Here is a 23063-nt window from a genome sequence, read left to right as displayed (position 1 = left end):
GTGATGGAAGTCTCGACGATGATCCATGACGGCGAGAAGGAGGTCGTCCGCCGGCAACCCTTCGTCCATGTCAAGATGGCGCTCGCGGCCAATCATCAGACGTCCGAAAACTATCCCGCATTCGACCCGCTGGCGATCTTTGCGACCGACGACGCGGACGCCGAAGCTCCGGCAGCAAGGACGGGTACCATCTACGGTTCGGATGTCGAATCCGAAGTGGCGCTGAAAACCGTCGACTTTCCGCTGAAGGGATCAGGCTTGACCTTCGGCCCATCCATGTCGCTCGACGAGGTGGAGGAAAACGTCCGCACCAACGGCTCGGTCCTGACGGAGGGCAATACGCAGGTCGCTTCGCTCTTCTACGTCGACCCGCAACGCTTCGCGTCGGATGCAGGCGATCTCGATCTGATCCAGGGGCTTTCTGCCCGGATCGTCGAGGAGAACATGAGCGTTTCGGCCTACGAGAACATCACCAAGCAGAGCACCGAATACGCTGACGACGTCATCCCGGTACGCCGCCCGACGCCGATCGCAACCGTGATGGTGAATGCTGGCTATGCCAAGGCGCAGGCCGAGGATGCCGGAGGCTATATCGCAGAGGCCCTCGGCGCCAAGGAACTGGCGGCCGGCGACGTCCTGCGCATCGGCATCATCCAGAAAGGCGAAGAAGCGCGCATCGTGCGCGCCACCATTTACTCGCGCAACCGTCACGTGCTCACCATGGCCGTCGACGACCAGGGCCGTTTCATCCCCGGTGCCGAGCCGCCGAAACTCGATGCGGTCGCGACCGCCTTCGACGACAACGGCACCCCGGTCGTTACCAGCGGCCACGATCTGCCGCGCGTCTACGACGGTATCTATCGAGCCGCTCTTTCCTACGGCATGAATTCCGACATGGTGGCCCTGGTCGTCAAGCTGTTGGCAAGCAATGTCGATTTCCAGGCACAGTTGAAGCCCACGGATTCGCTCGAGGCCTTCTTCTCGGTCACCGACGAAAGCGGGCTCGCGACGGAGGACTCAGAACTTCTCTACGTGAACGCCAAGTTCGGCGACGCCGAGACCCGGTTCTACCGTTTCCAGGATCCGGACGACAATTCGATCGACTACTTCGACAAGGACGGCAAGAGCATCCGCCAGTTCCTTTTGCGCAATCCCGTTCCGAACGGCCATTTCCGTTCCGGGTTCGGCATGCGCCGCCACCCGATCCTCGGGTTTTCCCGCATGCACACGGGTGTTGACTGGTCCGCGCCGCGCGGCACGCCGATCATCGCCGCCGGCAACGGCACGGTCGAGAAAGCCGGCTGGGATTCCGGCGGCTACGGCAACCAGACGCTGGTCCGCCATGCCAACGGCTACGTCTCGTCCTACAACCACCAGAGCGCGATCGCCAAGAACGTCAAGCCGGGCGCCAAGGTCGTCCAGGGCCAGGTGATCGGCTGGGTCGGCACGACCGGGCTTTCGACCGGTCCGCATCTGCACTACGAGCTGATCGTCAACGGCAACAAGGTGGATCCCCTGCGCATCCGCCTGCCCGGCGGCAAATCGCTTAAAGGAGAAGCGCTGGCGAAGTTCGAAAAGGAACGCGAACGGATCGATGAACTCCTCGGCAAGGACGAGGGCAACGAGGTCGCGAGCAAGTAACACTTACCGCAGCGTGTTCATGTGAAAAGGCCGCCCTTTCGGCGGCCTTTCATGTCCTTGATGCTCTACAGCGCCGCGCGTAGCTTACGCTGCTTCCTTCTCGGTGGAGGTTCCGCGCTTGAAGTTCAGCCGGTCGGAGCCGGCGAGAACCTTCACGACCGAGCCGTCCGGGAACTCGCCCTGCAGCATCTTCTCAGCCAGCGGATCCTGAACATATTTCTGGATCGCCCGCTTCAAGGGTCGCGCGCCATAGGCGGGGTCATAGCCCTTGTCAGCCAGGAAGGCCCGCGCATCGTCCTCCAGTTCGATCGTGATCTTGCGATCGGCAAGCAGCTTGCGCAGCCTTTCGAGCTGGATGTCGACAATCGCCCCCATTTCCGAGCGACGCAGGCGGTGGAACAGGATGATCTCGTCCACGCGGTTCAGGAATTCCGGACGGAAGGCGGCTCTCACCACCTCCATCACCTGATCGCGAACCGCATCGCTGTCCTCGTTCTCGCCAAGCGCGGTCAGGTATTCCGCACCGAGGTTCGAGGTCATGATGATCATCGTGTTCTTGAAGTCGACCGTACGCCCCTGGCCATCGGTCAGGCGGCCGTCATCGAGCACCTGCAAGAGCACGTTGAAGACATCCGGGTGGGCCTTCTCGATCTCGTCGAAGAGCACGACCTGGTAAGGCCGGCGGCGAACGGATTCCGTGAGCGCCCCGCCCTCTTCATAACCGACATAGCCGGGAGGCGCACCAATCAGCCGGGCAACCGAGTGCTTCTCCATGTACTCCGACATGTCGATCCGCATCAGCGCCGTTTCGTCATCGAAGAGGAACCGGGCAAGCGCCTTGGTCAGCTCCGTCTTGCCGACGCCAGTAGGCCCGAGGAAGATGAACGAGCCGATCGGCCGGTTCGGATCCTGGAGCCCGGCGCGCGAACGCCGGACCGCGCGCGACACGGCCTGCACCGCATCGCCCTGGCCGACGACCCATTTTGCCAGTTCGTCCTCCATCCTGAGCAGCTTCTCGCGCTCGCCTTCGAGCATCTTGTCGACGGGGATGCCGGTCCAGCGCGAAACGATATGGGCAATGTTGTCGGGAGTGACGACCTCCTGCACCATCGCATCGGCGCCTGAACCGTCCTGGCTTTCCGCTTCGGCAAGCTCCTTCTCGAGTTTCGGGATCACGCCGTAGGCAAGCTCGCCGGCGCGCTGGAATTCACCTTTGCGCTGAACGATCTGAAGCTCGTTGCGTGCCTCGTCGAGCTGCTTCTTGAGATCGGCAGCTTGCCCGAGCTTGTGCTTTTCAGCCTGCCAGCGCGCCGTCAGCGCGGCAGCCTCTTCTTCGAGAGAGGACAAGTCGAGTTCCAGCTTCGCGAGACGATCCTTGGAGGAAGCGTCGGTCTCCTTCTTCAGGGCTTCGCGCTCGATCTTCAACTGAATGACACGCCGGTCGAGTTCGTCGAGTTCCTCCGGCTTGGAGTCGACCTGCATCCTGAGGCGCGATGCAGCCTCGTCCATCAGGTCGATTGCCTTGTCCGGCAGGAAACGGTCGGTGATGTAGCGGTTGGAAAGGGTCGCGGCGGCCACCAGCGCGGAATCCGAGATCCGCACCTTGTGGTGCTGCTCGTATTTTTCCTTGAGACCGCGCAGGATCGAGATCGTATCCTCGACCGTCGGCTCATCGATGAACACCGGCTGGAACCGGCGGGCAAGGGCCGCGTCCTTCTCGACATGCCTGCGGTATTCGTCGAGCGTCGTCGCGCCGACGCAGTGCAATTCGCCTCGCGCAAGCGCCGGCTTCAAAAGGTTCGAGGCGTCCATCGCCCCGTCTGCCTTGCCGGCACCGACCAGCGTATGCATCTCGTCGATAAAGAGGATGATCTCGCCCTCTTCCGAGCGCACCTCGTTGAGCACGGCTTTCAGCCGCTCCTCGAACTCACCGCGGAACTTCGCACCGGCAATCAGCGCACCCATGTCGAGCGCCATCAGGCGTTTGTCCTTGAGGCTCTCCGGCACGTCGCCATCGACGATCCGGAGCGCCAGACCTTCGGCGATCGCCGTCTTGCCGACGCCCGGTTCGCCGATCAGCACCGGATTGTTCTTCGTCCGGCGCGAAAGCACCTGGATCGTACGACGGATTTCGTCGTCGCGGCCGATGACCGGGTCGAGCTTGCCCTCCCGCGCTTCGGCCGTCAGGTCGCGCGCGTATTTCTTGAGCGAGTCGAAGCCTTGCTCGGCATTGGCGCTGTCTGCGGTACGCCCCTTGCGGATATCGTTGATGACCTGGTTGAGCTTGGTCGGCGTGACGCCTGCCTTCGACAGGATCGACGCCGTGGCAGCCGAGCTTTCGATGGCCAGCGCCAGGAGCAGGCGCTCGACGGTCACGAAGCTGTCGCCGGCCTTCTTCGCGGCCTGTTCGGCTGCGGTGAAAACCTTGGCGAGCGGCTGCGACAGGTAGACGGAACCATTGCCGCCGGAAACTTTCGGAAGCTTGGCCAGAGCTTGGGCAGTGCCGGCTCGCGCCTCGCGTGCATCACCGTCGGCGCGCTCGATCAAAGACGCGGCCATGCCCTGATCATCGTCGAGCAATACCTTGAGGACGTGCTCGGGCGTGAACTGCTGGTGTCCCTCTGCCAGCGCATAGGTCTGCGCCGATTGCAGGAAACCGCGGACACGCTCGGAATATTTCTCGATATTCATTCTCTACCTCCATAGCCCGGCGAGCCCATCTTCGTGGCACTGGCCGGCGTTTCAGGATCAGGCTCCCGCATTCGGCAAGCCTGTCACTCCAGCGCCGCGCGTCTTATCAGACGCGCAAAGGTCGCTGACGCTTTGAAATGCTGCATAATTTCATCCTTAGATCGATTTCGATCTAAGGAATTATGCAGTGAGAGCTCGTCCTCGCATTGCGCGTGATCAAGTCTTCGAAGCGGAATATGGGGCAGCGTTTTCAGAAATTAAAGAGCCGTCGCGGCAGCCGCTCAGGAAATCTCGACGGGCACGTGGAGCGATCCGATTCCGGCAAAAACGTCAGGGTCCGGCGCGTGAGCAGCTGACATTAAAAAAACCGGCCGCTAAGCGGCCGGGTTTTCAACAATCCGTGGGCAGAGGCCGTAAGCGCAGCCGTGAAGGAGCTTATTCCGAGGTAGCAAGCGCCGGCGCATCGCCGGCAGCTTCTCCGTCCGACTGGGCTTCGCCCGACGCTTCGTCCTGCGCGCCGCGGCGCGGCTGACGGCGTGGGCGGCTCGCACTGCGACGGCGAGAAGCCGGGCGGCTAGACGCCGACGCCGGTGTTTCCTCTTCCATTGCTACTTCGGCAGGCGTGCCTTCGATCACTGGCTGCGGACCGGAACCATCGATAACCGGCTGAGGTGCGCTCACCGCGGGGCCGGCTGCAGTCGGGGCAGCGGGCGCGTCCTCGGAATAGACCTGATCCAGATCATCCTGATCGCGATCGATCACGTCCCGGTCCTGATAATCCTGGCGCTCTTCGCGCTGGAAACGATCCTGCATCTGCGCCTGGGCGGCCGCGATGATGCGGTTATAGTGCTCGGCATGCTGCAGGTAGTTTTCCGCCATAACGCGGTCACCAGAACTCTGGGCGTCGCGCGCAAGGGCACCGTATTTCTCGGCGATGTGCTGGGCGGTACCGCGAATCTTCACATCGGGGCCTGAGCTATCGTAAGTCCGCGTAAGCGGATTTGAACCCTTGCGGTTATGGTTGTTTCCGCTGTTATTGTTGTTATTTCGCCCACGGCCGCGCTTGTTTTGCTGTCCTGGCCTCATAGTATATTCACCCGAATTTTCTTGATAATGATGATCATGTGGTTCCGTATCCCGGCGGGATCAGTCCGCGCCCGAGAAAACACGCGCCGCAACAGACCACATATCGCGGTCTCGGCGCTGGCTGACGTCAAATTAACAGGTACCCGCACAAGGCACTGTCGAACCCTAGCAACTCTTTCTTGAGAGCAATCCCCGTGGCCAGGTCATACCGGAGCGAATCTTTGGTCGATGACCTTACTGCCCAGTGCGCGGGGGCAAACTAGCCCGCTTCCTTTAGGATTCCAAGCCCTTTCTTTGCCCTTCAAGAAAAGAGATGTGCCGATGCAGCATTTTTTCAACGGTGGCTGCCGCATTCCCCGTCGCGCTTGAATACAAGGACTCGGTCGTTGCCGCCGAGGTCCCTCGCGCTGCCACGCAAACGGAACCCTTGCGCTGCGAACAGCGCCGCTACCGCCTGCTTTTGATCGAAACCGATTTCCAAGCCTATTACGCCGTCTGCTTCAAGATGACGATCAGCGTGAAGGGCAATGGCACGATAGGCATTCAGCCCGTCGTCTCCGCCATCAAGAGCAGCGGCCGGATCATGGAATTTCACTTCCGGCTCAAGCTCTTCGACAACTTTGGACTGGATATAAGGCGGATTTGAGACGATCACATCGAACCGCCCCTCGACCTTTTCGAACCAGTTACTCCGAAGCGTCTGAAAGCGTCCGGCAAGGCCGTTGCGCTCCGCGTTGTCGCGCGCCGTTGCCAAGGCGTCTTCCGATATATCGGTACCGAGACCGCGGGCTTCAAGTACCTGATCGAGAAGAGCGAGACAGATTGCCCCTGTTCCGGTGCCGAGATCGACGATCCGGCAGGTCCCCTTGCTGGCGACAATCCGCCGCATATGCGGGATCATGCAGTCAACCAGTGTCTCCGTATCCGGTCTCGGTTCGAGCGTGTCCTTCGAGAGTTTGAGGGTCAGTCCGTAGAATTCTCTTTTGCCCAGGATACGGTAGACCGGCTCACGCGCCGCGCGGCGGGCGACCGCGGCACGGACGCGCGCGACGTCGGCGTCATCGACCGCCTCCCCTCCCCGTATCATCAATGCAGCCAGTGAAAGCCCGAGCAGCCCGGAAATCAGATGCCGCGCATCGAGCGCAGCCGTCTCGATACCGGCGGCCTTCAGCCTGTCGCGGCTCTCGGCAAGAAGGCGGTCGAGCGTCTCGGCCATCGCGGCTCAGCCCTGCTGCTCGCCGAGCAGCGCGAGCTGGCTCGCCTGATGATCCGCCAGCAGCGCATCCACGACATCGTCGATCTCGCCTTCCATCATCCGGTCGAGCTTGTAGAGCGTCAGGTTGATGCGATGATCCGTGATGCGGCCCTGCGGGAAATTATAGGTGCGAATACGCTCCGAGCGATCGCCGGAACCCACCTGGCTCTTGCGATCCGCCGACCGCTCGCTGTCGGCGCGCTGGCGCTCCATGTCGAAGAGCCGCGAGCGCAGCACCTGCATCGCCTTGGCACGGTTTTGATGCTGCGATTTTTCCGAACTCGTGACAACGATGCCTGTCGGAATATGTGTGATGCGGACCGCCGAGTCGGTGGTGTTAACATGCTGGCCGCCGGCGCCCGAAGACCGCATCGTATCGATGCGGATGTCCTCGGGCCGGATCTCGATATCGATCTCTTCAGCCTCGGGCAGGACCGCTACCGTCGCAGCGGAGGTATGGATGCGACCGCTCGCCTCGGTCTCCGGCACGCGCTGCACCCGGTGGACGCCGGATTCGAACTTCAATCGCGAGAAAACTCCACGACCGGACACGGTGGCGATGATTTCCTTGTAGCCGCCGGCCTCGCCCTCGCTTGCGGAAAGGACCTCGACACGCCAGCCCTTTGTCGAGGCATAGCGCTCGTACATTCGGAAGAGGTCGCCAGCAAAGAGTGCCGCTTCCGAACCGCCCGTGCCGGCGCGGATTTCAAGGATCGCGCTTTTTTCGTCAGCCGCGTCCTTCGGCAGGAGCAGGATCTGAATTTCCTGCTCGAGCGCTTCGATCTGCTCTTCGACCTCGGGCTTTTCCATCTCCGCGAGGTCGCGCATTTCCTTGTCCGTCGTCCGGTCGCCAAGCATCGCATTGATGTCGGCGAGCTCGGCCGTGGCCTTCTCATAGGCACGGATCTTCGTCACGACCGGCTGCAGCTCGGAATACTCCGAGGCCAGTTTCACATAGACGTCTGCCGCCGGCCCGGCCGACATGCGAGCTTCGATTTCACCGAACCGGCGCTCCAGTTCGCGCATCTTTTCAACGGGAAGCTTTGCCAAATGTAACTCCAAATGCGTTCGCCCCGCCCGGCATCATCCGGGCGTGGCTACTGCATGATTCCTTAAATCGGAATCGATCTAAGGACAAAATCATGCAGCAACTCAAAGCTCTACAGCGACCTTTGCGCGTCTGATTAGACGCGCGGCGCTGTAAGGACGCTTCAATCCTATCTAAACCGGTATGCCGTTCGCCGCGGCGAAATCGACAAGGAGCTGCCGAACGGACGTTTGCGATTTTACATCGTCGAGCGCAGCTTCCAGGATCTCGGCCAGCTTGCTGGCATCGAGCGCCAAAAGCATCGCCTTGACCGGCCCGACTGCGGTCGGCGACATCGACACCGAGCGGAAGCCGAGGCCGAGCAGCGCCATCGCCGACAACGGCTTGCTCGCCATTTCGCCGCAGAGCGTGACCGGCGTGTCGTTGCGCTCGCCGGCCCGCACTATTTCGCGCAGGATGCGCAGGAATGGCCGGTCGAGAATGTCGAAACGATCGGACACGCGGGCATTGCCGCGGTCGACGGCCATCGCGAACTGGAAGAGATCATTCGAACCGACGGAAACGAAATCCACCTCGGCCATCAGTTCGTCGAGCTGCCACATCAGGGCCGGAACTTCGAGCATCGCACCGAACTGCAGCTTGCGCGGCAACTGCTCGCCAAGCTTCGACTGACGCTCGATTTCCTTCTGCAAAAGTTCGCGCGCAGTCTTGAGCTCGGAGACTTCCGTCACCATCGGCAGCATCAGTTTGAGTTCTGCGCCGGCGGCTGCTCGCAGCATCGCCCTCAACTGCGTGCGTAGAAGCCCCGGCCGGTCGAGCGAAAGCCGGATCGCGCGCCAGCCGAGCGCCGGGTTTTCCTCTTCCGCCGCGCGGAAATAAGGTACGACCTTGTCGCCGCCGATGTCGAGCGTACGGAAGGTCACCGGCTTGCCGCCCGTTTGCTTCAGCACGCTGCGATAGAAGGCCTCCTGTTCCTCGGCCTTCGGCATGGTCGAAGCGATCATGAATTGCAACTCTGTGCGGAAAAGGCCGATGCCTTCCGCCCCCGCTTCGTTCAGATGCGGCAGATCGACCAGCAGGCCGGCGTTCATCTGCAGCGTGATGCGCTTACCATCCTTCGTCAGCGGCTCGACGTCTTTCAGTGCACGAAACTGCGCTTGCCGGCGGGCACGGAACCGCACTTTCTCCTCGTAGGCCCGCTGCAGGTCGGCCAACGGCCGCAAATGCACTTTCGCGTCGTCGCCGTCGACGATGATCGCGTCACGGTTCTCGGCAAGCGCCACGGCACCCGCCGCCTGCCCCACGACCGGAATCCCCATAGCGCGGGCGACGATCACTACATGGCTCGTGACCGCGCCCTCTTCAAGGACCAGGCCGCGCACTCTCTCTCGCGGATAGTCGAGCAGTTCCGCCGCACCCATGGCGCGGGCGACGACGATCGCGTCATTCGGGAAATCGGTGGCCGAAAGCTTGGCGCCATAGCCCGAAAGCTGACGCAGCAGCCGATTGGCGAGGTCGTCGAAATCGTGCATCCGCTCGCGGAGATAGGGATCCGTGAGCCGGATCATCCGCGCCTTGGTCTCGCTCTGGACGCGTTCGACGGCCGCTTCCGCCGTCAGGCCATTGCGGATCGCTTCTTCAAGCTTCCTCACCCAGCCGCGATCGTGAGCGAACATCCGATAGGTTTCGAGCACCGCCCGATGCTCGCCCTCCATCGACACGTCACGGCGCGACAGCATGTCGTCGATCGAGATGCGGAGCGACCCGAGCGCCTCGGCGAGGCGCTGCAGCTCCTGTTCGGTATCCTCGTTGAGCAGGTTCGTGACGACGATTCTCGGCTCGTGCAGTACGACGTAGCCGAGACCTATGCCTTCGCCAAAGCTGTTGCCCTCGATCGAGACCGGGCGTGAAAGATCGAGTTCGAGCCCCGGCTTGGTGATCTTCTTCAATTCGCCGGTCGCGACCATCTCGGCGAGAACCATCGCCGTTGTTTCGAGCGCCTCGACCTCGTCCTCGCGATAGTTGCGCATCGCCTTGTTCTGCACGACGAGAACGCCGAGCGCGCGCCCCGTGCGCAGGATCGGCACGCCGAGGAAGGAGTGGTAGATCTCTTCGCCCGTCTCCGGCAGGTAGGTGAAGGCTGGATGAGACTGCGCGTCGGACAGATTGAGCGGCCGTGCCGAGGCGGCAATCGTGCCGACGAGACCTTGCCCCATCTTCAACTGCGCCAGGTGAACCGCGGTCTTGTTCAGACCTTCGGTGGCGTAAAGTTCGAGCACGCCATCGGAACGCAGCACGTAGACGGAGCACACTTCCGCGACCATGTTCTGTGCGATTTGGCGCACGATCCGGTCCAGGCGCTCCTGCGGCTCGAGCGGTTCCGCCATGAGCTCGCGCAACCGCTTGAGGAGAACGCGCGGACCTGCGGAAAGGTCTCTCATCGCGTAAGGTCTCCAGAATAAGAATTACCGACGACATATATCAGGATCCGCGGCCTTTCGAGCCGCGAATCCCAAATCGAAATGTCTGCTGTTTAACTCTTATCCAGACCGTAGGCGGAATGCAAAGTGCGAACCGCCAATTCCGCATATGGACCGTCGATCAGAATGGATATCTTGATTTCGGACGTGGTAATCGCCTTGATGTTGATTCCCTTGTCGGCAAGCGCCCGGAAGGCCGATGCGGCGACGCCCGCATGGCTGCGCATGCCGATACCGATCACCGAGACCTTGACGAGGCCGGATTCCGACTGGGCGACGTCGTAGCCGATCTTTTCCTTGTTGTCGGAAAGTACCTTCAACGCCTTGTCGACATCGCCGGAGGGCACGGTGAAGGTCATGTCCGTCTTCGAGCCGTCTTCCGAGATGTTCTGGACGATCATGTCGACGTTGATATGGGCTTCCGCCAGCGGACCGAAGATCGCGGCGGAAACGCCCGGCCGGTCTGCCAGGCGGCGCAGCGAAATCTGAGCTTCATCCTTGGCATAGGCAATGCCGGTTACGACTTCCTGTTCCACGATCTCATCCTCATCACAAATCAGCGTTCCGGGCGGGTTCAGAAGGTCACCCATGCCCGGCGCATCGGGATCCTCGAAAGAAGAGCGCACGAAAGTGCGAACCTTGTGCACCATGGCGAGCTCGACCGAGCGCACCTGCAGCACCTTGGCGCCGAGCGAGGCCATTTCCAGCATTTCTTCGAAGGCGATTTTCTTCAGCCGCCGCGCCTTGGGCTCGATCCGCGGGTCGGTGGTGTAGACGCCGTCGACATCGGTGTAGATATCGCATCGCTCGGCCTTGACGGCAGCAGCGATGGCGACGGCCGAGGTGTCGGAGCCGCCACGGCCGAGCGTCGCCATGCGATTGTCCGGACCGAGACCTTGGAAGCCGGCGATGACCGCCACCTGGCCCTCGCCCATGCGGCGGATGATGTCCGCGCCTTCGATATCGAGGATGCGCGCGGCACCGTGGGCATTGTCGGTCTTGATCGGGACCTGCCAGCCCTGCCAGGAGCGCGCGTTGATGTCCATCGATTGCAGCGCGATCGCGAGCAGCCCGGAGGTGACCTGCTCACCGGAGGCGACAACCGCATCGTATTCACGCGCGTCGTAAAATGGGGCGTTCGAACCGGCAACCTTCGGCATGTTCTCCACCCAGCCGACCAGTTCGTTGGTCTTGCCGGACATGGCGGAAACCACGACGGCGACCTCGTGGCCGGCATCGACTTCACGTTTCACATGGCGGGCGACATTGTAGATGCGTTCCAAATTTGCGACGGACGTTCCGCCGAATTTCATCACGATGCGTGCCATTTCGCCTCTACCGGTACCGATGTTTGCGCGCGAGCGCGCGACAGGGAAAGCGTCCCCCGCCGGCGGCTGACGATCAAAAAAGCTTGGGACTTCTCGGACATCGGCCAGTCACCGCTACGGGGAGCGGAAAGTCGCGGCGTCTCTTAGCGGATCAATGGGCGACGTGCAATGGCAAGGCGACGGAATGGCCTTGGTTTCGGCGGGCGTTTGGGATGGTTTTGGGCCCTCTTGTCTCGCCTAGGTTGCAAGTCTTTTTCCGCGATGCTAAGACACCGCAACTCAAGTGATGAAGGGAGGGCTGCGCGTGATTACTTATTTTCGGCACCACCGCCAGCGTGGCCCCGTCTCCGCCCTGCAAATGCGTTTGCAGGGCTGACCAGAGACTGAATCTCTTTCTCATCGTTTCCTGGTCTGCCCAGTCGTCGTGCGGAGCCGAACCATAAGGTTCGTTGGCACCGCCCATCGTCACCAAACCGAGCCGAATGGCCCCAAGCAACGTGCTGACGTTTGCATCCGGCCATCCGCTTCCGCTCCTTCCGCACTTGTCGGAAACGGAAGCATAGCTCGGGCAGTCCAGAGAACCACAATGGCCTTGATCAACGTAAAGAACCTCGGCGTCACCTTGGGCGCGCCGCTCTTTTCGAACCTCAACCTTTCGATCGCAGCCGGCGACCGCATCGGCATCGTCGCCGCCAACGGCCGGGGAAAATCCACGCTCTTGAAATGCATCGCGGGCGGGTTTGATCCGACAGCCGGCGAAATCACGCGCTCGCGCGGCCTTACTGTCGGCCATGTCGAGCAAGCGGTACCGGCCGCCATCTTGGACAAGCCATTCTACGAAGCGGTCCGCCAGGCGTTGCCGGAGGAACAGGCAGAGACCGAGAGCTGGCGGGTCGACGTCATGCTGGATTCGCTCGAAGTTCCGCTGGAGCTTCGCGAACGGCCGATCGCGGAGCTCAGCGGCGGCTGGCAGAGGCTCGCGCTACTTGCCCGCGTCTCGGTCACCGATCCGGACGCGCTGCTGCTCGACGAACCGACGAACCATCTCGATCTTGCCAAGATCATGCAGCTGGAAAATTGGCTCAACAGCCTGCCCCGCGACGTTCCCGTGCTGATCTCCAGCCATGACCGCGCCTTTCTCGACGCAACCACGAACCGCACGCTGTTTCTGCGTCCCGAGCAGTCTCATGTGTTTTCGCTGCCCTATTCGCGCGCCCGCAGCGCGCTGGACGAGATCGATGCCTCGGATGGACGGCGTTATCAGAAGGAGATGAAGACGGCACAGCAGCTGCGCCGGCAGGCGGCCAAGCTCAACAATATCGGTATCAACTCCGGCAGCGATCTCCTGACCGTCAAGACGAAGCAGTTACGCCAGCGGGCGGAGCGCATGGAAGACGCGGCACGACCGGGCTTTCAAGAACGATCATCCGGGGCGATCCGGCTTGCCAACCGCGGCACGCACGCCAAGACCCTGGTGACACTCGACGATGTGCCCGTGGAAGCGCCTGACGGACGCCCGCTCTTCAAAACAGGCAAGCTCTGGATCTGCCAGGGCGACCGCATCGTGCTGCTCGGCCGCAACGGCGCTGGAAAATCGTGTTTCATCAACCTGATCAGGACGGCGATATCCGGACCGGGTCCCGCGTCGGAAGGCATCAAGACGACGCCGTCTGTTGTGCTCGGCTATAGTGATCAGGCCCTCGCCGGCCTGCCGGATGAGGACACGCCGCTTGCAGCCCTCGGCCGGCGTTTCGAGATTGGCGATCAAAGGGCGCGCGCCCTGCTGGCGGGCGCCGGCCTCGGCATCGACCTCCAGACGCGACCGATCGCTGTCCTTTCGGGCGGGCAGAAGTCGAGGCTTGCCATGCTTGTCCTGAGGCTCACCAATCCGAATTTCTACCTGCTCGACGAGCCGACCAACCACTTGGATATCGAAGGACAGGAAGCGTTGGAGTCGGAATTGATGGCCAACCAAGCGACCTGCCTACTCGTCTCGCACGACCGCAGCTTCGTGCGCGCCGTCGGCAATCGCTTCTGGCTGATCGAAAACCGACGGCTCGTCGAGGTCGAGGAGCCGGAGGATTTCTTTGCCTCCGCGGCACCTGGTCCGATGTGAGTGCACACCCTACGGCATCCCGCCCGCTGGCGGGTGCCGTATGGTCGACGGAACAACACAACTCACTTCACCGCTTCGGTTCGTCGGCACCAGCGACCGGCTTTGGAGGAAGGGCGATGACACAGGCGACGTCGCAACCCTCAAGCCTGTGCGTCAGCACCGCTTCCACTGTCCAGGCATTGCGCCTTATGCCCGCCTCAAGTCGGCGAGCAACGTCGTCGGCGCTGCGGGAGGGCTCGTCATGGAAGAGGAAGAGCCGTCCCGTAGGCGAAAGGTGCCGCCTCAGCACCATAAGCTCGCGCGCGGGGTCGGCGCGCGCGAAAACGCCGACGCGCAAGGCGAAGGCTTTGTCGAAACGCGCTTCGCCGAAATCCGCGGAGGCGAGCTCGGCGGTACGAAATTGCGCGCGGCCGGCGGCAAGATGAACGGCATTTCGCCGCTTTGCCGCCGCGATCATCGTCGCCGAACGGTCGACCGCGACGATGCGACCATTGGTCAGCCTGTCGCAAACCATCGTCACCGCGACCCCATGGCCGCAACCGATTTCCAGGATCTGCTCGGACGCTCCCGGCGATAGTACGTCGACCGCCCAGCCTATCCTGTCGTTCGGCACCGCCACCTCCTCGCCCAACCGTCATTACCGCCATGCATACTGATATCAAAACGGCGGCCGCACATCGTCACAGGGAGGAAAGACAATGCGCAAGATTATCATGTGGGACATGGTCAGCGTCGACGGCTTCTTCGAGGCGCCGGATCATGACATAAGCTGGTTCATCTTCGAGGACGAACTCGCTGCCTATATCGGCGAGACGCAGATGGAAGCAGGCACGCTGCTCTTCGGCCGTTCGACCTATGAAATGATGGCGGCCTATTGGCCGGCGGCCGAGGGTGACATCGCCACGTTCATGAACAGCGTCGAGAAGTTCGTGTTCTCTCGAACGCTGACGAGCGCCGACTGGAACAACACGACGCTCGTTTCAGGCGATGCGGTCGCCGAGGTGGAACGGCTGAAGCGCCTCGACGGCGGAACGATCTTCATCTTCGGCAGCGCCGATTTCGCCTCGACCCTGACGGCGGAGGGTCTCGTTGACGAATACCGCCTCGGCATCAATCCCGTGCTGCTCGGCAAAGGCGTTCCGCTCTTCCAGAACATTCCGGAACGCACGAATCTGAAGCTCACACATACGCGCCCGCTCAAATCCGGCGTCGTCATCCTGCATTACCAGCCGCAGTCCGCTTGATCTCCTCTTCGCCGGTCCGGGCGCCTACAGCGCCGGGCGTCTAATCAGACGCGCAAAGGACGCTGTAGCACTTCGAATTACTGCATGTTTTTTAATCGGCTACGATTTAAGGAAACATGCAGTAGGGTCTCGACGGCCTGCGTGACGGTTAAGCTCGCCCCTTGACATCGCCCTTCGATCGTCCGACTTCACGATCAGAACGGAGATATGTCGAGCGGGTCGAACCTTATCCGCCGGCGCGAAATGCAGGGAGGCTCTGATGAGCGACACGGCACGCACCACGATCGATCAGAGCGAAGTGGACCGGTTTTCTGCGATGGCGGCGGAATGGTGGGACCCGACCGGCAAGTTCCGGCCACTGCACAAGTTCAATCCGGTGCGCCTTGCCTATATCCGCGACAAGGCATCGGAACATTTCGGCCGTGACCCCAAGGGTCCGCAGCCGCTCAAGGGCCTGCGGCTGCTCGATATCGGCTGCGGAGGCGGGCTGCTCTCCGAGCCGATGGCGCGCATGGGCGCAGATGTCCTCGGCGCGGACGCATCGGAAAAGAATATCGGAATCGCCAAGACCCACGCGGCCGGGAGCGGCGTTTCCGTAGATTATCGCGCAGTCACCGCGGAGGCGCTCGCCGAAGCCGGCGAAAGCTTCGATGTCGTCCTCAACATGGAGGTGGTGGAACATGTCGCCGACGTCGATTTCTTCGTCACCACCTGCGCCCACATGGTGCGCCCGGGCGGGCTGATGTTCATAGCTACCATCAACCGCACGGTGAAAGCCGCCGCACTCGCGATCTTCGCCGCGGAAAACCTGTTGCGCTGGCTCCCGCGCGGCACCCACCAATACGAGAAGTTGGTTCGTCCGGAGGAACTGGAAAAGCCGCTCGAGGCAAGCGGCATGGAAATCGCCGACCGCACCGGCGTGTTCTTCAACCCGCTCGCCAATCAGTGGAACCTGTCGAAGGATATGGACGTCAACTACATGATCGTCGCCAAACGGCCGCTCTGAATATTGAAACCTCGCATTCCAAGCGGAGAACTACCCACTTTTCCGGAATTACTTGAGCAGCGGGCTCAGTTCGCATCATCCGGCAGCACAGGCAGGGGTGCGATCTCGATACCTTCTTCCAGAAGCGCCACCGCCTCTTCCGCGCTCGCCTTGCCGATCAGCCCGCGCTGCTCGGCCTCGCCATAATGGATCTTGCGCGCCTCTTCCGGGAAACGTTCGCCGACGTCCTCGGCATTCTCGCGGATCGAATTGACCAGTTCGCGGATCTTGGCGATCGTTTCTTTCTGGGCCCGATCCATCACCAGCGCGCGTGTCCCCTCCTTCTTGCGCGCGGTCGACACCGACGGCGCCATCAGCTGCTTGCTGACGGAGTGAGAGCCGCACGTGGGACAGGCGACCAGACGCCGCTCGACCTGGGAATCGAAGTCGTCGCTCGACGCGAACCAGCCTTCGAAGTCATGGCCATTATCACACGAAAGGTTGTAACGGATCACGCTGCAACGCCTCCTTTCCCGGTCGGCGTCACCTCGTCCAGCACGAAACTGCGGGCATTCTTGAGATTGGGTATCTTTGCGCGCGCGCCATGCACGGCGGCAGTGTCGATATCGGCGATGATAACGCCCTCGCGGGCCGGGCCTGCCTCGGCGAGCACGCTACCCCACGGATCGACAATCATCGAATGACCGAAGGTTTCCCGACCATCCTCGTGCTTTCCAGCCTGCGCCGCGGCGATGACGAAAAGGCCGTTTTCGATGGCGCGGGCGCGCAGCAGGATCTCCCAATGCGCCTCGCCGGTCTGCTTGGTAAAGGCTGCAGGCACGGACATGATCTCGGCGCCGGCAACGGCCTGCTGGCGGAAGAGCTCGGGGAAGCGGACGTCGTAACAGATGGAAAAGCCCAGCTTGCCAAAGGCAAGATCGGCGACACGGGCCGTGGTGCCGGGTCGATACGCCGCACTCTCGCGCCAGCTTTCGCCATTCTCCAGATCCACGTCGAACATGTGGATCTTGTCGTAGTCGCAGATCTTGACCCCGTCCGGCCCGAAGAGGAAGCCGCGATTGGCGATCTTACCGTCGGAAAGCGCAATCGGCGTCGAGCCGATATGGAGATAGACACCGAGCTCGCCGGCAAGGGCCGAGGCCTCGCACACGACGATGTCGTTCGCCTCGTCCTTCAGCACGGAACGAAGCCCCGCCCGATCGCGCTGGATGGCACCGGTCATTTCCGGGGTCTGGATATAGGTTGCGCCTTGAGCGGCCGCCTCGCGGACGAGCTTCGCCATCGTCTCCACGTTTCTTGCGGGATCGACGCCGGAGCACATCTGGACGGCAGCAGCTTTAAAACTCATCGTTCTTCTCTCCGTAGCCATCCGCACTCGCGCCAGGGCTCTGCTCGTGCGCGATGGCTGCGCCTCGAGCGCTAGGCGACGAGCATCTCGTCGAGCTTGCCGGCGCGGTCGAGCGCATGCAGGTCGTCGCAGCCACCGACATGGAGGTCGTTGATGAAGATCTGCGGGAAAGTCATGCCACCGTTGGACTTTTCGATCATCGTCTGGCGCAGACCCGGATCATGGGTCGCATCATGTTCGACGAAGCCGACGCCTTTGGTTTCAAGAAGTTTCTTTGCTGCCGAGCAATAGCCGCAGAACTGACGCGTATAAATGACGACCGAAGCCATATTGTTGAACCGCTCCTTCACAGGCACGACGCCGGATATTTGATTGTCATATAGGACCGGATATGGCTCTTGCAAAGGTCAAAACCGTGACGTCTCCGGCCCCTGCCCGCTTCAGCGCACGGGTGGCGGCCGAGACGGTTGCACCGGTCGTGTATACATCGTCAACGAGTATAATTCTTTTCCCGCTGAGACCCGGTCCGCCGCTTTCAGGGACGACGAAAGCGCCGCGGACATTCTCCTCACGCGCCCGGGCGCCAAGACCGACTTGCCGGCTGGTACGTTTGATGCGGCGAAGCACGTCCGGTCGGTAGGGTTTTCCCGCATGCCCCGCGATGACACGGGCGAGCTCGGCGGCCTGGTTGAACTTTCGCCGCCAGAGGCGGAATGCGTGGAGCGGAACCGGTACGATCATGTCGGCGGCCGCAACCGCGCCATCGCTCGCACGGATCATCCATTCGCCCATCATCGGCGCGAGATCAGTGCGGTCGCGGTATTTCAGACCGTGGACGAGATCGCGAACGATACCGTCGTGGATCGCCACCGAGCGAAGCCGATCGAAGACAGGCGGCTCGGCGATGGCTTCGGGGGAGACGGAACCGGGTCCCGGATCAAAGGCAAAGGGCAGCCCGAGGATCTCACAATAGGGGCGCTCGATCAGCCGGAGGCCGGACCAGCAGGCCGGGCATACGGCATGATGATCGCCAGTCAGGCGGCCGCAACCGCAGCAGACCGGCGGATAGACGATCCCGACGGCGTCGCTCCCGAGGCGGCGCAAGAGCGCCGCCCAACGCAAGGCCCGATTTCGCCATCCTTCCGATTCCATATGGTTGACTTTGTCCACGTCAGGGTTTCTTTGCATCCGTGATTTCGGAGAGAGTATCGTGGAAATCCTCTTTGACCAGAGCCTCGTCGAGGCGCACCGCCACAGGGCCCTCATCAACGGCGACCAGAAGGCAACCTTCCTGCTCGATATCGTGGCGCGGGAGCTTGCCGAGCGCGTCAGCGTCGTTGAACGGCATTTCGACCGGGCAATGGAATTGCATGGCTACACCGGCCCCACGGCCCGCTCGCTTGCCGCAACAGGCAAGGTCGGAACCATCGAGCGGGTGGAAACGGAGAAAGGTTTCGGTTCCGGCGACCAACCTGTTACAGTCGCCCCGCTGGAGCGGATACCCGCCGCACCGGAGTCGCTCAATCTCCTCGTGTCACCACTTTCGCTGCATCTGACCAACGATACACCCGGCGTCTTCATCCAGGCCCGTCGCGTGTTGAAGCCGGATGGCCTGTTCCTTGCGGCGATCCCGGGCAACGGCACGTTGCAAGAGCTTCGCGAGTCGCTTCTCGCCGCCGAGGCGGAACTCAGCGGCGGGGCGAGCCCAAGGGTCATTCCCTTTGCCGACGTTCGCGAAATGGGTGCTCTGCTACAGCGGGCAGGCTTTGCCCTGCCGGTCGCTGACGCCGAAACCTATACGGTCCGCTACGATTCGCTTTTCGGGCTGCTGAAGGACCTGAGGGCCATGGGCATGGCCAACCCGCTGGCGGCCCGCAGTCGCGTGCCGGTTACCCGGCGGTTCTTCCTGAGGGCAGCCGAGATCTATGCGGAACGCTTCTCCGACCCCGATGGCCGCATCCGCGCGACGTTCTCGATCATCTATGTTTCCGGTTGGGCGCCGCACGAGAGCCAGCAAAAGCCCTTGAGGCCAGGTTCCGCGAAGCAAAGGCTGTCCGAAGCGCTCGGCGTCAACGAACATCCGTTGAAAGAAAGCTAGGCGACACCACAGCGCCGGGCGTCTATTCAGGCGTCGCTGCAGCGCTTTGAATTGCAGCAGACGCCGCCTTTCGGCGCCGCCGGGCGTCCTCAACCCCGGTTCGACTCCATCGTATCCACCACCCTGTTGAAGAGGTCGAGCAGCGAATCGGAGAAACTCTCCAGACCGACCAGGAGACTGATGGAAATAAGCGCGGCGAGGAGGCCGTATTCCACTGCTGTGGCGCCGTCTCTGCTGCGAATGAAGCCTGCGAGCTTGGCCATGCGCCCCTCCTCCCGTTCGATCACCTTGAACGGCAAATGCCGGGCTGCAGCGCCATACGTTTTTTCGGACGCAGCACTTTGAATTTCTGCACGTCTGTGGATCGGCTCCGATCTAAAGAACAGGCAGGCCCGGCCGTTCAACTCAGCATCCGCTCCTGCTGCCATCCGCGTCGATGATGCAGACGGCGCCCGGCATTTCCTGCAGCACGCTGCGGCGTACAGTGTAGCGCCTGCTGGTGCCGTTCGAAGGAATCGAGCCGGTCGAAATATTGTCGTAGTTCATCGGCGTATTCGCCAGCATGCGCTTGTCCGCCTTTGACGACAGCATCGGCGTGAGGATCAGCGTCAGCGCAATCACCGCCGTTCCGAACAGCAGCGACAGATTGAGCACGCCCGTCCGGCGGGCCTGGCTCGCCGCCAGATCCTTGTCCTGAACTGTCCTCCAGAAATCTTCGTCCACCATCCCAGCCTCGCAAACACGTAAAAGAGCGGCGGGCGAAGCACCCTTCCCAAGCCTCGACCTGACCACACCTGCTCGAAACCGGCGCCACGGCATAAACCGGCAGGCACCGAAACTGATGGCGCTATCATGCCGCGAGGGTGATAAACTTTTGATTAATAAACTTCGAGATTTCCGGTAGATTCGCGTCCTACAGCGCCGCGCGTCTTATCAGACGCGCAAAGGACGCTGTAGCACTTTGAAGTGCTGCATGTCTTTGTCCTTAAATCGAGGTCGATTTAAGGAGACATGCAGTAAGGCGGAAACAATCGGGCCAAACGCAATGGCGTGCGGCCATTTCAGAATCAGAGCAAATCCATCAGAAATGGGATCAGCGGTTCGTCCGCCGGAGGCATCGGATAGTCGCGCAGCGCTTTCGGCCGGACCCACTTGATCGTCTGGCCTTCGCGTCCCTCGGCAAAGCCCTCGTATCGCCGGCATACAAAGAGCGGCATCAGCAGGTGGAAATCATCGTAGCTGTGGCTTGCGAAGGTGAGCGGCGCAAGGCATGCGACCTTGGTGCGGATGCCGAGTTCCTCCTCCAGCTCACGGATCAGCGTCGCCTCTGGCGTTTCACCGGGCTCCACTTTGCCGCCAGGAAACTCCCAAAGCCCGGCAAGCGATTTTCCCTGCGGACGCTGTGCCAGCAGAATGCGGCCGTCGGAATCGACCAGAGCGCAGGCGGCGACCAGCACGATCTTCTTTCCCTCGATGTCCATGCCCCAGGCCCTCCTGCATGTTCCCTTAAAGCGGAGCCGATTTAAGGACAAAAACGAGTGCTACAACGACCTTTGCGCGTCTGAAAAGACGCACGGAGCTGTAGGTGTCCGATAGAGATAGTGATAGACCTCGGTGAAGCCCGCCTTGCGGTAAAGTTCGACCGCCGCTTCGTTGTCCGCCTCCACCTGCAGCCAAGCCTTCTTCGCACCCTTGAGGCGCGCCCAGCGGAGCGACGCATCGAGCAGCGCCGAACCGACGCCCCTTCGGCGCACGGCCTCGGCGACTGCGAACTGCATGATTCCGGCCAGATCGTTGTCCTGGACCACCAGCGATACGGCGGTCGGGCCGATCTCAAGGTCTTCGAACAGGAACAAACCGCATTCCGGCTTGATGGCATTGATGATTTCAGTGAGCGCCGGCTTGGTCTGCGGCTCTTCCTTGCCGATCAGGATGCGCGCATCGACGAAACGACCGACATCCTTGATAGGGAGGTGGTCTATGCCGTCGCCGAATTCGCGCTCGGCCAGGTCCGCCGTCAGCACTAGGCTGTGCCCGAATGCGGCCCAGCCTTCATTGTCCATGTAGGCGACCAATTGCGGTGGCGTCAGCGGCGTCTGACGAACGGTGAGCGGACGGCCGTAGTCAGAGAAGTGCTTACCCGCCTTTTCGAGCCGGATGGCAATGTCACGGTAATCCGACGGATCGAGCGGGTTGACCGAGTTCAGGCGTTTGGACGCATGTCCCGCCGTAAGGCGGATCAGCCAGCTGCCGTCATACTGAACGCTCGCGGCCGGCCAGGCGCGGAAGCCGACGGCTTCCAGGCGGCGCACACTCGGAAGATCAACCATGATCGTTTCCCCAACCGCCGCGTTCGTCGTCGGCGGCTGCCTGTCATTCGATGTCATTCTTTCGCAACCTCGGACCAAGGAACCAGAGCGTCAGCTTCTGTAGTCGCCGTTGATCTCGACATATTCCTTGGTCAGATCACAGGTATAGACGGTCGCGCGGCCCGGACCGAGGCCGATGTCGACACGGATCGGAATGTCTTCGCCTTTCATGACGGCGCTTGCTGCCGCCTCCGAATAGTCCCGATCCCGCTCGCCCTCGACGGCAACGCGCACATCGCCGAACCAGATCGCCAGCCGGTCTCGTTCGGCCATCTCTCCGGATTTGCCGACAGCCATGACCACCCGGCCCCAGTTCGCATCCTCGCCGGCAACGGCCGTCTTGACGAGCGGCGAATTGGCGATCGACAGCGCAATCCGCTTGGCCGCTGCATCGCTCTCCGCACCCTCGACGGTTACGATCACCATCTTGCGGGCGCCCTCGCCGTCGCGCACGACCTGCAGAGCCAGATCACGCAGCACATCATTGAGGGCGGCGCGGAAGGCGTCGAGGCGCGGATCGGTGGCATCCACGACCTTCGCCTGACCGTCCTTCGCCGCCGCGCCGGTTGCAAACAGCATCAGCGTGTCGGAAGTGGAGGTATCGCTGTCGACCGTGACGGAGTTGAAGGTCGGGCCGACGCCGGCGGAAAGCAGGGCTTGAAGCGCTGGCGGCGCGATATCCGCGTCTGTCACCACGAAGGAAAGCATCGTCGCCATGTCGGGCGCGATCATGCCCGCACCCTTGGCAATGCCGTTGATCGTCACCGTGACGCCGCCGATCTCAGCGCTGCGGGTCGCGACCTTCGGATAGGTATCGGTGGTCATGATCGCCTTGGCGGCCTCGAACCAGAAATCTTCCTTGGCGGAGGTCGCAAGACCATCGAGCACGCCGGCGAATTTGGTCGCATCGAGCGGTTCGCCGATCACGCCGGTCGAGGCAAGGAAGATCTCGCTCTCGTTGCATCCGACAGCCTTGGCTGCGGACTGCGCCGTGAGTTCGGTCGCCTCTCGCCCCTTCTTGCCGGTGAACGCATTGGCATTGCCCGAATTGACGACAACGGCACGGGCAGCGCCTCCCGACAGATTCCTGCGGCAGAAATCGACCGGCGCCGACGGACATTTCGATCGGGTGAAGACACCAGCAACCGCTGCGGGCTCGTCGAAGATCATCATCAGCACATCGGTGCGGTTCTTGTACTTGATCCCTGCCGCGGCCGTAGCCATGCGCACACCTCGAAGCGGCGGCATTTCGGCGAAGGTTTTCGGAGCGAGCGGAGAAACAGAGCCGGACATGGGATGAACCTGCTTTGGAGAACCGTGGATGATGTTGCGACAAATGCCCGACCGGCACCG

21 protein-coding genes (1 of these 21 only partly in view) are annotated in these 23063 nt (G+C 61.9%); 5 read left to right on the top strand and 16 right to left on the bottom strand.

Annotation, left to right across the window (positions count from 1 at the left end; genetic code table 11):
• Positions 1-1641, top strand: the 3' portion of a protein-coding gene (locus tag PZN02_RS09750) for a M23 family metallopeptidase (RefSeq protein ID WP_280661355.1). It extends 315 nt beyond the left edge of the window; the window shows 1641 of its 1956 coding nt (coding positions 316-1956); its start codon lies off the left edge, out of view; it ends in the stop codon at positions 1639-1641.
• Positions 1642-1725: 84 nt separating this feature from the next.
• On the opposite strand, the gene clpB is transcribed toward PZN02_RS09750, so the two are convergent.
• The 6 genes from clpB to PZN02_RS09720 form a co-directional block, all read right to left on the bottom strand.
• Positions 1726-4332 carry an ATP-dependent chaperone ClpB gene (gene clpB, locus PZN02_RS09745; RefSeq protein ID WP_280661354.1) on the bottom strand — a complete coding sequence of 869 codons (2607 nt, stop codon included), beginning with the start codon at positions 4330-4332 and terminating at the stop codon, positions 1726-1728.
• Between the two features lie 435 nt (positions 4333-4767).
• Positions 4768-5418: a DUF4167 domain-containing protein gene (locus PZN02_RS09740; RefSeq protein WP_280661353.1), complete on the bottom strand. Its 651-nt coding sequence runs from the start codon at positions 5416-5418 to the stop codon at positions 4768-4770.
• A 334-nt stretch (positions 5419-5752) separates the two neighbouring features.
• Positions 5753-6634 (bottom strand): peptide chain release factor N(5)-glutamine methyltransferase, encoded by an 882-nt coding sequence (gene prmC, locus PZN02_RS09735; protein WP_280661352.1) that lies wholly within the window; start codon positions 6632-6634, stop codon positions 5753-5755.
• A gap of 6 nt (positions 6635-6640) precedes the next feature.
• Positions 6641-7723, bottom strand: coding sequence for a peptide chain release factor 1 (gene prfA, locus PZN02_RS09730; protein WP_280661351.1), 1083 nt, complete (start codon positions 7721-7723; stop codon positions 6641-6643).
• A 171-nt stretch (positions 7724-7894) separates the two neighbouring features.
• On the bottom strand, positions 7895-10162 hold the full coding sequence (gene ptsP / locus PZN02_RS09725; RefSeq protein WP_280661350.1) for a phosphoenolpyruvate--protein phosphotransferase: 2268 nt from the start codon (positions 10160-10162) through the stop codon (positions 7895-7897).
• A 92-nt stretch (positions 10163-10254) separates the two neighbouring features.
• Positions 10255-11529 (bottom strand): aspartate kinase, encoded by a 1275-nt coding sequence (locus tag PZN02_RS09720; RefSeq protein WP_280661349.1) that lies wholly within the window; start codon positions 11527-11529, stop codon positions 10255-10257.
• A gap of 586 nt (positions 11530-12115) precedes the next feature.
• On the opposite strand from PZN02_RS09720, the gene PZN02_RS09715 reads away from it, so the two are divergent.
• On the top strand, positions 12116-13645 hold the full coding sequence (locus tag PZN02_RS09715; RefSeq protein WP_280661348.1) for an ABC-F family ATP-binding cassette domain-containing protein: 1530 nt from the start codon (positions 12116-12118) through the stop codon (positions 13643-13645).
• A gap of 67 nt (positions 13646-13712) precedes the next feature.
• On the opposite strand, the gene PZN02_RS09710 is transcribed toward PZN02_RS09715, so the two are convergent.
• Complete coding sequence (locus PZN02_RS09710) at positions 13713-14258, bottom strand: methyltransferase domain-containing protein (RefSeq protein ID WP_280661347.1); 546 nt, start codon at positions 14256-14258, stop codon at positions 13713-13715.
• A gap of 85 nt (positions 14259-14343) precedes the next feature.
• Here PZN02_RS09710 and PZN02_RS09705 point away from each other — a divergent pair, with 85 nt between their 5' ends.
• Both PZN02_RS09705 and ubiG read left to right on the top strand, forming a co-directional pair.
• Entirely contained in the window at positions 14344-14889 is a 546-nt protein-coding gene (locus PZN02_RS09705; RefSeq protein ID WP_280661346.1) for a dihydrofolate reductase family protein, read from the top strand.
• Positions 14890-15148: 259 nt separating this feature from the next.
• Positions 15149-15895: a bifunctional 2-polyprenyl-6-hydroxyphenol methylase/3-demethylubiquinol 3-O-methyltransferase UbiG gene (gene ubiG, locus PZN02_RS09700; protein ID WP_280661345.1), complete on the top strand. Its 747-nt coding sequence runs from the start codon at positions 15149-15151 to the stop codon at positions 15893-15895.
• A gap of 65 nt (positions 15896-15960) precedes the next feature.
• On the opposite strand, the gene PZN02_RS09695 is transcribed toward ubiG, so the two are convergent.
• The 4 genes from PZN02_RS09695 to PZN02_RS09680 form a co-directional block, all read right to left on the bottom strand.
• The gene (locus PZN02_RS09695; RefSeq protein ID WP_280661344.1) at positions 15961-16389 is read right to left on the bottom strand and encodes a DUF1178 family protein; all 429 of its coding nucleotides are present in this window, start codon (positions 16387-16389) and stop codon (positions 15961-15963) included.
• Positions 16386-17243 carry a carbon-nitrogen hydrolase family protein gene (locus tag PZN02_RS09690; RefSeq protein WP_280661343.1) on the bottom strand — a complete coding sequence of 286 codons (858 nt, stop codon included), beginning with the start codon at positions 17241-17243 and terminating at the stop codon, positions 16386-16388. Before PZN02_RS09690 ends, PZN02_RS09695 begins: the two co-directional genes overlap by 4 nt.
• Positions 17244-17314: 71 nt before the next feature.
• Positions 17315-17572 carry a glutaredoxin 3 gene (grxC, locus tag PZN02_RS09685; RefSeq protein WP_280661342.1) on the bottom strand — a complete coding sequence of 86 codons (258 nt, stop codon included), beginning with the start codon at positions 17570-17572 and terminating at the stop codon, positions 17315-17317.
• 46 nt (positions 17573-17618) lie between these two features.
• Positions 17619-18365 (bottom strand): ComF family protein, encoded by a 747-nt coding sequence (locus PZN02_RS09680; protein ID WP_280661445.1) that lies wholly within the window; start codon positions 18363-18365, stop codon positions 17619-17621.
• 88 nt (positions 18366-18453) lie between these two features.
• Between PZN02_RS09680 and PZN02_RS09675 the strand changes: the two genes are divergently transcribed.
• Entirely contained in the window at positions 18454-19341 is an 888-nt protein-coding gene (locus PZN02_RS09675; protein WP_280661341.1) for a methyltransferase domain-containing protein, read from the top strand.
• A gap of 89 nt (positions 19342-19430) precedes the next feature.
• On the opposite strand, the gene PZN02_RS32225 is transcribed toward PZN02_RS09675, so the two are convergent.
• The 5 genes from PZN02_RS32225 to argJ form a co-directional block, all read right to left on the bottom strand.
• Positions 19431-19745 (bottom strand): Flp family type IVb pilin, encoded by a 315-nt coding sequence (locus tag PZN02_RS32225; protein WP_425336280.1) that lies wholly within the window; start codon positions 19743-19745, stop codon positions 19431-19433.
• Between the two features lies 1 nt (position 19746).
• On the bottom strand, positions 19747-20067 hold the full coding sequence (locus PZN02_RS09665) for a hypothetical protein (RefSeq protein WP_280661340.1): 321 nt from the start codon (positions 20065-20067) through the stop codon (positions 19747-19749).
• Between the two features lie 341 nt (positions 20068-20408).
• The gene (mutT, locus tag PZN02_RS09660) at positions 20409-20822 is read right to left on the bottom strand and encodes an 8-oxo-dGTP diphosphatase MutT (RefSeq protein WP_280661339.1); all 414 of its coding nucleotides are present in this window, start codon (positions 20820-20822) and stop codon (positions 20409-20411) included.
• A 60-nt stretch (positions 20823-20882) separates the two neighbouring features.
• Complete coding sequence (locus tag PZN02_RS09655) at positions 20883-21728, bottom strand: GNAT family N-acetyltransferase (RefSeq protein WP_280661338.1); 846 nt, start codon at positions 21726-21728, stop codon at positions 20883-20885.
• 33 nt (positions 21729-21761) lie between these two features.
• Positions 21762-23003: a bifunctional glutamate N-acetyltransferase/amino-acid acetyltransferase ArgJ gene (argJ, locus tag PZN02_RS09650; RefSeq protein ID WP_280661337.1), complete on the bottom strand. Its 1242-nt coding sequence runs from the start codon at positions 23001-23003 to the stop codon at positions 21762-21764.
• Between the last annotated feature and the right edge of the window lie 60 nt (positions 23004-23063).

Origin of the sequence: Sinorhizobium garamanticum, assembly GCF_029892065.1 — a bacterium.
GTDB lineage: Bacteria > Pseudomonadota > Alphaproteobacteria > Rhizobiales > Rhizobiaceae > Sinorhizobium > Sinorhizobium garamanticum.
This window is presented reverse-complemented; position numbering and strand designations above follow the sequence as displayed.